Source organism: Streptomyces sp. NPDC002156 (assembly GCF_053593675.1).
On record NZ_JBSFDA010000262.1, the window covers coordinates 1 to 9302 of the forward strand.

Here is a 9302-nt window from a genome sequence, read left to right on the forward strand (position 1 = left end):
GAATACCCAGCCAAGGGGGGTCTGGGGGCGCAGCCCCCAGGGGATGGGAACGGGTAAGGGCGGCGGGGGCGAGAAACGTAACGTTCAGACATCCCGTCGGCCCACCACAAGCACCCCGACCACCACCGCCACCCCCGCCCACACGCCGTACACGCACCACGCCTCCGTGACCGTGACCGGGTACTTGCCCAGGCCGTAGTCCCGGCCCGGGTTGAGGACCAGCCGGGTCCAGGCCGTCAGCGGCATCGCGTTCTCGGTCTCCGCGACCCAGCGGTACCGCTCCCCGCTGAAGAACTGCGGCACCACGAGCAGCAGCCCGATCACCGTCACGACCGCGCCCGCCGCATGCCGGATCAGCGCGCCCACCGCCATCCCGACGAGCGCGCACAGCGGCAGCAACAGTGCGGACGCCGTCACCGCACGCAGCGCCCCCGGATCCGCGAGGGACATGCCGTGGTGATCGCGCAGGATCGCCTGCGTCACGCCGAAGGAGCCGCCCGAGACGGCCGCTCCGACGGCACACATCACCCCGGTGACGACAGCGACCTTCGCGGCGACCACCGCGCGGCGGTCCGGCACGGCCGCGAACGTCGTCCGGATCAGGCCACTCGTGTACTCGCCGAAGACCACGCTCGCCCCGAGCGCCGCCACCACGATCATCAGCAGGGCCCAGGCCGGAGACACATACGCCGCTCCCAGCGGGTCGTAGACCATCTGCGGCATCGGCGGCTTTCCGCCGGGCGGCTCCGGTGGCAGCTCCGCCTGGTGGGCGAGCCGGTCGGCGTTGACCCTGGCGGCGTTCACACAGATCCCGAACGTGGTCAGCGCACCCGCCGCCAGCACGAGGGCAGTTGAGCGCAGTGACCAGAGCTTTATCCACTCGGCGGCCAGCAGGTGCCGGAAGCGGGCCGCAGGAGCGGTCGTGGTGGTGGTCATCGGGTGGCCCCCGCCGCCGTCGTGAACTCGGAGCTCTCGGCCGTGAGTTCCATGAACGCCTCCTCCAGGGACGCCGACCGCGGGCTCAGCTCGTGCAGCCGCACCCCGTGGGCGAACGCCAACTCCCCGATGCGCTCGGCGTGCAGACCGGTCACGGTGTACGAGCCGTCCGGTTCCGGCCGTACCGTCGCACCCTCAGCCGTCAGGAGCGCCGGAAGGGCGCCGACGTCGGGTGTGCGGAGGGACACTCGCCCTCCCGTCGCGCGGGCCGCGAAGTCCCTCAGGCCCTCCGCCGCGATCAGCTTGCCCCGGCCGATGACGATGAGGTCCTCGGCGGTCTGTTCCATCTCGCGCATGAGGTGGCTGGACACCAGCACGGTGCGGCCCTCGTCGGCCAGCCGTCGGAACAGGCCGCGCACCCACAACACCCCTTCCGGGTCGAGGCCGTTGAGGGGTTCGTCGAAGAGCAGGACCGGTGGGTTGCCGAGCAGTGCCGCCGCGATGCCCAGGCGCTGTTTCATGCCCAGTGAGAATCCACCGATCCGGCGGCCCGCCGCCTGGGACAGGCCCACCTCGGACAGCACCTCGGTCACTCGCCGCCTGGGCAGTCCGTTGCTCACCGCCAGCATCCACAAGTGGGCGCGGGCGGTACGGCCGCCGTGCACGTCGTGGGCGTCCAGCAGCGCGCCGATGTGCCGCAGGCCACGAGAGTGGCTCGCGAACGGGCGGCCGTCGACCGTGACGGCGCCGCTGGTGGGTGTGTTGAGACCCAGCAGCAGCCTCAGGGTTGTCGATTTGCCTGCGCCGTTCGGGCCCAGGAAGCCCGTGACGTGCCCCGGACGGACGGTGAAGGAGAGATGGTCGACGGCTGTAATGGTCGTTCCGTAACGCTTCGTCAGTTCTATGGCTTCGATCACCACAACACCGTCCCGCCGCCGAGCACTTCCTGACATCTGACCGCGGCCGACACTCCAACTCGGCTTCTGTCGACCCAGGTTGTACGTCCCCGGGGCGATGCCCCATGCCGCCATCCCTCCTACGATCGGCACATGCCCGCCAACCCGCCGCCGCCCCTCCTCAAGCGTGTCCCGCCGGGTGCCTGGACGGCGTTCGCCTGGTGTGCGGGGACGGCGTTCACGTATCTCACGCGGATCCGGCTGCCCGGCGAGTACGAGCCCGATCATCTGCCCGCCATCCAGCTCTACCGCTGGGACGGTGTGGTGTTGCTCCTCGTGGCCACCGGCCTGGCGTTCAGCGCCGCCGCCCTTCTGTCCCGTCGGCCGTTGACGGCCGTGGGGCTGCTGCTGACGGCCGCCGTCGCCCAGACGACCACCCTGGCCGCGGTGGAGATTCCGCTCGCCCAGTTCCTGGCCGTGCAGACCGCCGTGTACTTCATCGCCGCCGGCCGCCCCCGCCGTACCGGAGTCATCGCCGTCTCCCTCTCGCTCGCGCTGCTCGTGGGCTACATGGCCGTACGGATCCTGTACGGCTGGGTCGTCGGCACCTCGGCCGAACTCGCCGTCGCCCTCGTCACGTTGATCGCCTGGCTGCTCGGCGACGCCGCCCACCGCAGCCGTACGCACGCCCAACAGCTCGCCGCCCGTACCGCAGAACAGGCCGTCACCGCCGAACGCCTGCGCATAGCAAGGGAGATGCACGACACGGTCGCCCACAGCATCGGCATCATCGCCCTCCAGGCGGGCGCGGCTGCCCGCGTCGCCGCGACCAGGCCCGAGGCCGCGCGCGAGGCGATGTCGGCGGTCGAGCACGAGGGCCGGGAGACCCTGGCGGGCCTGCGCCGCATGCTCGTCGCGCTACGGCACGCGGACCAAGGCGCCGATGCCGGTGACGGTCAACAGGCCTCCCTCGCAGTCGGGTTGGCGGACGTCGAGCGGCTCGCCGCCGTGACGAGCGCCGCCGGTGTGCGTGTACACCTGCACTGGGCGGGCGAACGGCGCGAACTGCCCCCGGACGTCGACCTGTCGGCTTTCCGTATCGTGCAGGAGTCGGTGACCAACGTCGTACGGCATGCCGGTGCCCGGTCCTGCCGGGTCACCCTCGACTACCGGGCCGCCGACGCCCTCGCCATCGAGGTCACCGACGACGGGCGGGGCCGGGGGAGCGTCACCGACACCGGGTTCGGGCTGGCCGGGATGCGGGAGCGAGTCGCCCTGCTGGACGGGGAGTTCACGGCCGGGCCGCGCCCCGAGGGCGGCTTCCGGGTCGCTGCCCGACTGCCGATCCCGGTCGCCGTCGGACTTCCGGTGGTGGCCCGATGACGCCGGCTGTCCGGGTTCTCCTCGCCGACGACCAGCAACTGATCCGTACGGCACTCAGCATGGTCATCGCCGACCTGCCGGACATCGAGGTCGTGGGCGAGGCAGCCGACGGGGCGGAAGCGGTCGCCCTCGTCGGTCAACTCGCCCCGGATGTGGTGGTGATGGACCTGCGGATGCCGGGCATGGACGGCATCGAGGCGACCCGCCGCATCACCAGGGGGACGGGTTCCAGTACCGGTACCAGGGTCGTCGTCCTCACCACCTTCGACGACGACGATCACGTGTACGGGGCGCTGCGCGCGGGCGCGTCCGGGTTCCTGGTCAAGGACATGGCCCTGGACGACATCCTCGCGGCGATCCGGATCGTGGCCGCCGGGGATGCCCTGATCGCCCCCAGCGTGACCCGCCGCCTCATCCAGGACTTCGCAGCCAACCCCCAACAGCACAGTCAGCAAAGGGAGTTGACGGCGATCACCGACCGGGAGCGCGAAGTGCTCACGCTCGTCGGCCGGGGGCTGTCCAACACGGAGATCGGCGCCGAACTGTGCATCAGCGTGGCCACGGCGAAGACGTACATCACCCGTCTGCTCGCCAAGCTGGACGCCCGTGACCGCGTCCAGCTCGTGATCATCGCCTACGAGGCGGGCTTGGTGTCCGTGTCCGCCACCGAGCGCAGATAGGCACCGAGTCGAGCGATCGCCGACGGATTGCGCGGGCTCTCGACGAGGTCCACGTAGTCCAGGACGAAGATCCGCTTGTTCCTGACGGCCGACACGTTCTTCAACGGGGCGTACGACAGCAGGAACTTGCGCTTCTGTTCCGCGCTGACGTCCCCGTAGTTGCAGATGACGATGACGTCGGGGTCGCGTTCGACCACCGTCTCCCAGCCGACCGTCGTCCAGGAGTCGGCGAGGTCGTTCATGACGTTGACGCCGCCGGCCTTGCTGATGACCTCCTCGGGGGCCGCGTAACGCCCGGAGGTGAAGGGCGAGTCCGTGCCGCTGTCGTAGAGGAACACCTTCGGACGAGCGCTCCCGGTCGGCGCCTTCGCCGCCACCGCCGCGACCTGCTTCTTGAAGTCCGCGATCAGGGTGGCCGCGCGCTGCTCGACACCGAAGAGCTTTCCGAGGTTGGTGAGGTCGGTGTAGAGGGCGTCCAGCGGCGGCATGATGCCCCGCGAGGTCTTCGTACGGCCGTTGCGGCAGGACTCGGTGAGGACGTACGAGGGGATGCCGAGCTTCTTCAGGGTGTCCGGGGTGAAGCCGTTGTCGTCACGGAAGCCGTAGTTCCAGCCGGCGAAGACCCAGTCGCCGCGGACGTCCAGGACGTTCTCCTTGGTGAGCTGGTCCTTGGACAGCCACTTCACCTTTGCATAGCCGTCCTTCCAGGGCACGTCGGTCAGATCACCCTTGTCGTCGGGCATGGCGAACCCGGCCATCCGGTCCTCCAGGCCGAGCGCGAACATCAGCTCGGTGATCCCGACGTCGTTCGTGACGACCCGCTCGGGCACCTTGTCGTACGTCACCTTCTGGCCGCAGTTGGTGAGGGTGACGGAGGACGGGGACGCTGTGGCCTTCGCCGAGGGCTTTTCCACCGTCGCGCCGCATCCGGCGGCGAGGAGGGAGCTGACCGAGAGCAGGGCAGCAGCGACAACTGGCTTGCGCATAAGGGGAGTTCCTTACAGGGAGGAGGCGGTCCCTTACAGGGGCGGCTTGGGAAGCAGATCGAAGAGCAACTGCACGGCACCGGTCTCCGGATGCCGTACGGGATGGGCGCGGACCCCGAACACCTCGGCCAGCAGCGCCGGTTGGAGCACATCGTGCGGCGGGCCCGACGCGACGAGGCGGCCCCCGGCGACGACGTACAGCAGATCGCAGTGGGCGGCGGCGAGGTTGAGGTCGTGCAGGGCGGCCAGGACGGTCAGGCCGCTCGTGCGGACCAGGGACAGGACGTCCAACTGGTGGGCGATGTCGAGGTGGTTGGTGGGTTCGTCGAGGACGAGGACCCGGGGCTGCTGGGCCAACGCCCGTGCGATGAGCACGCGTTGCTTCTCGCCGCCGGAAAGGGCGAGGAACCCCCGGTCGGCGAGATGCGCGATGCCGGTCCGCTCCAGGGCGGCGCCGCAGATCTCCCGGTCCCCGGCCGCCGTACGCCCCTGATGCGGCAGCCGCCCCATCGCGACCACCTCCGCGACGGTGAAGTCGAACTCGGAGGACGACTCCTGGGGCAGCGCGGCCAACACCCGGGCGGCGGCTCGGGGATCCATGCCATGGACGTCGTCCCCGTCCAGCCGCACCACACCCCCCGCCGGCCGCAGCGCCCGGTACACGCACCGCAACAGGGTCGACTTCCCGCTCCCGTTGGGCCCGACGAGCCCCACGAAGGCACCGCTGTCCACGCGCATCGTGATGTCCTCGACGAGCCGGACCGCCCCCGCGTCGACCGACACACCCTCCACATCGAGCCGCATGCCGTCACCTTCCACGTTGAGCCGCATGCGCTCACCGCCCCCCGAACGCGTAGCCGCCGCGCCGCATCAGCAGCAGGAACGCCGGTACGCCGACCACGGCCGTGATCACCCCGACGGGCAGTTCGGCCGGTGCGAGCAGCAGCCGGGACAGTACGTCGGCCCACACCAGCAGTACGGCCCCGGCGAGCGGCGCGACCGCCAGCACCCGCCGGTGATCGGCACCGACGAGCATCCGTACGACATGCGGGACCATGAGCCCGACGAAGCCGATGGCCCCGCTGACGGCGACGACCGTGCCGGTCACGGCGGCGGTGACGAGGAACAACTCCCGCCGGAGTCTGGTGGGTTGGACCCCCAGGGCGGCGGCGGTCTCGTCGCCCATGGCGAGGGCGTTGAGCGACTCGGCGCGCCGGGCCAGCCACGCCCACCCGGCGAGGACGGTCACGGCGGCGATCGGCACCTGCGCCCAGGTCGCCCCGCCCAGACTCCCGAGCAGCCACATCATCGCGGACCTGGCCGCCTCACCCCGGGCGGCCCCGAACACCATCACGGTGGTCACGGCCTCGAAGCCGTACGCCAGTGCCGTACCGGTGAGGATCAGCCGCAGCGGCGTGAGCCCGTGAGTGGCGGAGTGAGCCACGGCGTAGACGAGGATCATGGCGGCGAGCGCGGAGACGAAGGCGGACACGGACAGCGCCCAGACCCCGAGCCCGGCGAAGGCCCCCAGCAGGATCACGGCGTTGGCGCCGACGGCCGCGCCGGACGAGATCCCCAGCACGAACGGATCGGCGAGCGCGTTGCGGACCATGGCCTGCACGGCCACCCCGACGGCCGCGAGCCCGGCGCCGACCACGGCGGCGAGCACCACCCGGGGCAGCCGCAGCTCCCACACGATGGTGTACGCGGCGACGTCCTCGGCGCGGATGGTGCCGCCGGTGAGCCCGTCGCCGAGGAAGCGGAACACCTGCCCCCAGCCGATGCCGGAAGCGCCAAGACCGACCCCGCACAGGAGGGAGAGGAACAGGAGCAGAACCAGCCCAACGGCCAACGGCACGACGGGTATTCGGCGCACGGGCGGCGTCCTTCGCCTCGGCTCGCAGTCCGCGGCGAGCGGTCACATGGGCACGCGCACCTTGGGTGATCGGGCTCGCACGCCCACCTGCCAGGGGGGCGTGCATACCGTTGCGGGTCAGCGCCGGAGTCTCACCGGACTTCCCCCACGGGACGCGTCGGCGAGCGTAGCAAACGTGCCGGACAGGCCAATTCCCGCGGGTCCCCCTATGTCATGTTCTCGCGGGCCAGGCTTGCGACCGGCCCGGAAATTTCTGGTGACCGAATGGAAACGGCCACAACCGTTCGAGTGGACCGACCGTCTCTGATGAGCGTGAAGACCCGACCAGCTATACGACCGACCACGCGACCGGCCACCCCGCAGCCGAGCGAGAACCCCGGCCTGCGGCTCGACATCCAAGGCCTGCGGGCCGTGGCCGTGTCGCTCGTCGTCCTCGGCCATGCCGGGGTGCGTGGGTTCGCCGGTGGCTATGTCGGAGTCGACGTCTTCTTCGTCATCTCGGGCTTCCTCATCACCTCATTGCTGATACGCGAGTTGGCCACGAGCAACGGGATATCGATCCGCCGTTTCTACGCCCGCCGCGCGCTCCGCCTCCTCCCCGCGTCGACGCTCGTCGTCCTCGTCACCCTCGCCGGTTCCTGGCTGTTCCTGTCGAGGGTCCGCTTCGAGGAGTACGCCGGGGACGCGCTGAGCAGCGCGCTCTACGCGGTGAACCTCCGGTTGGCGGCGGGCGGCACGGACTACTTGGCGGAGGGGAGCCCGCCGTCGCCCTTCCAGCACTTCTGGTCGCTGGCGGTGGAGGAACAGTTCTATCTGCTCTGGCCGCTGCTGCTCCTGGTGAGCTGGCGGCTCGCGCGCCGACGGCGCGGACTGGTGGCGGTGCCGCTCGCCGTGCTGTGCCTGCTGTCGTTCGGGCTGAGCGTGACCGTGACGGAGAGCGCACCGTCCTGGGCGTACTTCGGTTCGCACACCCGCTTCTGGGAGCTGGGCGCAGGTGCGCTGCTGGCCCTGTCCGCCGAGCAACTGCGCGGCCTGCCGGCGAAGTTGGCGGCGCCGATGGCCTGGGCGGGCCTGGCCTGCATCCTCCTGGCGGCGATCCTCTACGGCAACTCCACCCCGTTCCCCGGCTATTACGCGCTCCTGCCGGTGATCGGGTCGGTCCTGGTACTGGCCGGAGGCTGCGCCCCGTCGCGCTGGGATGCCCAACTACTCCTCGCCAGGCGGCCGTTGGTGTGGCTGGGAGGCCTGTCGTACGGCTGGTACCTCTGGCACTGGCCGCTGCTGCTGATAGGCCCCGTGGCGCTGGGCAGACTCCCGGAGACCACGAGTGTCTGGCTCGCTCTGCTGTTCTGCGCGATCGCGCTGCTGCTGGCCTGGGTGACCCTGCGCCTGGTGGAGAACCCGGTCCGTTTCCACTCGGCGTTCCGGGGCCGCCCGGGGCGTGCGTTGCGGCTCGGGGCGGTGCTGTCGGCGGGGGCGGCGGTGATCGCGATGACGGCGTACGCGTTCCCGCCGCCGATCGACTCGGGCAAACCGGCGCTTCAGTTGAGCCAGGAGATAGCGAAGGCACCGGACCCCCAACTACGCCTGCGCCAACTCCTGGAGGCGCGGTCGAGCCGCCTGCCCAGCAACCTCTCCCCGCCGCTCACCGAGATCAAGTCGGCGCGGTCGGCGGTCTATCGGGACGGTTGCCATGTGGCGTACGACAGCACGAGCACGCCGCCGTGCGAGTACGGCGACCTGGCCTCCGACAAGGTCGTGGTCCTGTTCGGCGACTCCCATGCGGCCCAGTGGTTCCCGGCGCTCAACCGGCTTGCCCGGGAACGTGGTTGGAAGCTGGTGTCGTGGACGAAGTCGTCGTGCAAGGCGGCGAAGGTGACTCTGCGGCGATTCGACGGGCCGTATGCGGAGTGTGACGTCTGGCGGGCGCGGGCGATCGAGAGGATCGCTGCGCTGCGCCCGGACCTGGTGATCGTGTCGTCCTCGGACGCCGGCGACCCGCTCCACCCGGAACCCGACCCGGTCCAGCAGTGGACGAACGGCCTCCGTACGACGTACGAGGCGCTCGGCGCGTCGGGCGCGAAGGTCGTAGCGCTGCTGGACACTCCGTGGCCGAAGACGGATGCGGTGGACTGCGCGGCGCTGTACTCCCTCCGGCTGGACCGCTGTACGAACCGGCTGCCCGGGGCGATCAGGGACGGGGCCCGGAGGACGGCGACGCTCGACGCGGCGAGGTTGTCGGACGTGACGGTGATCGACCCCGTTCCGTGGCTGTGCACGGAGAGGGGTGACTGCCCTGTTCTGGTGGGCGACACGGTTGTGTACCGCGACGACAGCCATATCGCGGACGCGTATGCGGAGGCGGTTGCACCGGCCCTGGGCACCCGGCTGACCGAGGTGCTCGGCACCGGGTGAGTTGTTCGCCCCCGCCGCCCCTACCCATTCCTGGGCAGAGTGGGTCAGGCGCATCTCGCGGCCGTTGCGGACGAGCAGCGGGGTGCCGACCGAGGCTTCCATTCGCGCACCGGTTCGTGCCGGTCGGCGC

Annotated in this window: 8 protein-coding genes; 3 read left to right on the plus strand and 5 right to left on the minus strand. The window is 70.6% G+C overall.

The window, feature by feature from the left end; translation table 11 throughout:
* Positions 1–84: 84 nt before the first annotated feature.
* Positions 85–936 (minus strand): ABC transporter permease, encoded by an 852-nt coding sequence (locus ACWCRB_RS47060; protein WP_451001948.1) that lies wholly within the window; start codon positions 934–936, stop codon positions 85–87.
* Entirely contained in the window at positions 933–1853 is a 921-nt protein-coding gene (locus ACWCRB_RS47065) for an ATP-binding cassette domain-containing protein (protein ID WP_451001949.1), read from the minus strand. Before ACWCRB_RS47065 ends, ACWCRB_RS47060 begins: the two co-directional genes overlap by 4 nt.
* A gap of 132 nt (positions 1854–1985) precedes the next feature.
* Here ACWCRB_RS47065 and ACWCRB_RS47070 point away from each other — a divergent pair, with 132 nt between their 5' ends.
* Both ACWCRB_RS47070 and ACWCRB_RS47075 read left to right on the plus strand, forming a co-directional pair.
* Entirely contained in the window at positions 1986–3215 is a 1230-nt protein-coding gene (locus tag ACWCRB_RS47070; RefSeq protein ID WP_451001950.1) for a sensor histidine kinase, read from the plus strand.
* Positions 3212–3895, plus strand: coding sequence for a response regulator (locus tag ACWCRB_RS47075; protein WP_451001951.1), 684 nt, complete (start codon positions 3212–3214; stop codon positions 3893–3895). Before ACWCRB_RS47070 ends, ACWCRB_RS47075 begins: the two co-directional genes overlap by 4 nt.
* Here the strand turns inward: ACWCRB_RS47075 and ACWCRB_RS47080 are convergent.
* Genes ACWCRB_RS47080 through ACWCRB_RS47090 form a run of 3 tightly spaced genes read right to left on the minus strand, consistent with a single transcriptional unit; the run spans position 3850 to position 6757 of the window.
* Complete coding sequence (locus ACWCRB_RS47080; RefSeq protein ID WP_451001952.1) at positions 3850–4881, minus strand: ABC transporter substrate-binding protein; 1032 nt, start codon at positions 4879–4881, stop codon at positions 3850–3852. The genes ACWCRB_RS47075 and ACWCRB_RS47080 overlap by 46 nt on opposite strands.
* 33 nt (positions 4882–4914) lie before the next feature.
* Positions 4915–5685 carry an ABC transporter ATP-binding protein gene (locus ACWCRB_RS47085; protein ID WP_451001953.1) on the minus strand — a complete coding sequence of 257 codons (771 nt, stop codon included), beginning with the start codon at positions 5683–5685 and terminating at the stop codon, positions 4915–4917.
* Positions 5686–5716: 31 nt separating this feature from the next.
* The gene (locus ACWCRB_RS47090) at positions 5717–6757 is read right to left on the minus strand and encodes a FecCD family ABC transporter permease (RefSeq protein WP_451001954.1); all 1041 of its coding nucleotides are present in this window, start codon (positions 6755–6757) and stop codon (positions 5717–5719) included.
* A gap of 306 nt (positions 6758–7063) precedes the next feature.
* Here ACWCRB_RS47090 and ACWCRB_RS47095 point away from each other — a divergent pair, with 306 nt between their 5' ends.
* Positions 7064–9172, plus strand: a complete 2109-nt coding sequence (locus tag ACWCRB_RS47095) for an acyltransferase family protein (protein WP_451001955.1) — start codon at positions 7064–7066, stop codon at positions 9170–9172.
* Positions 9173–9302 lie beyond the last annotated feature (130 nt).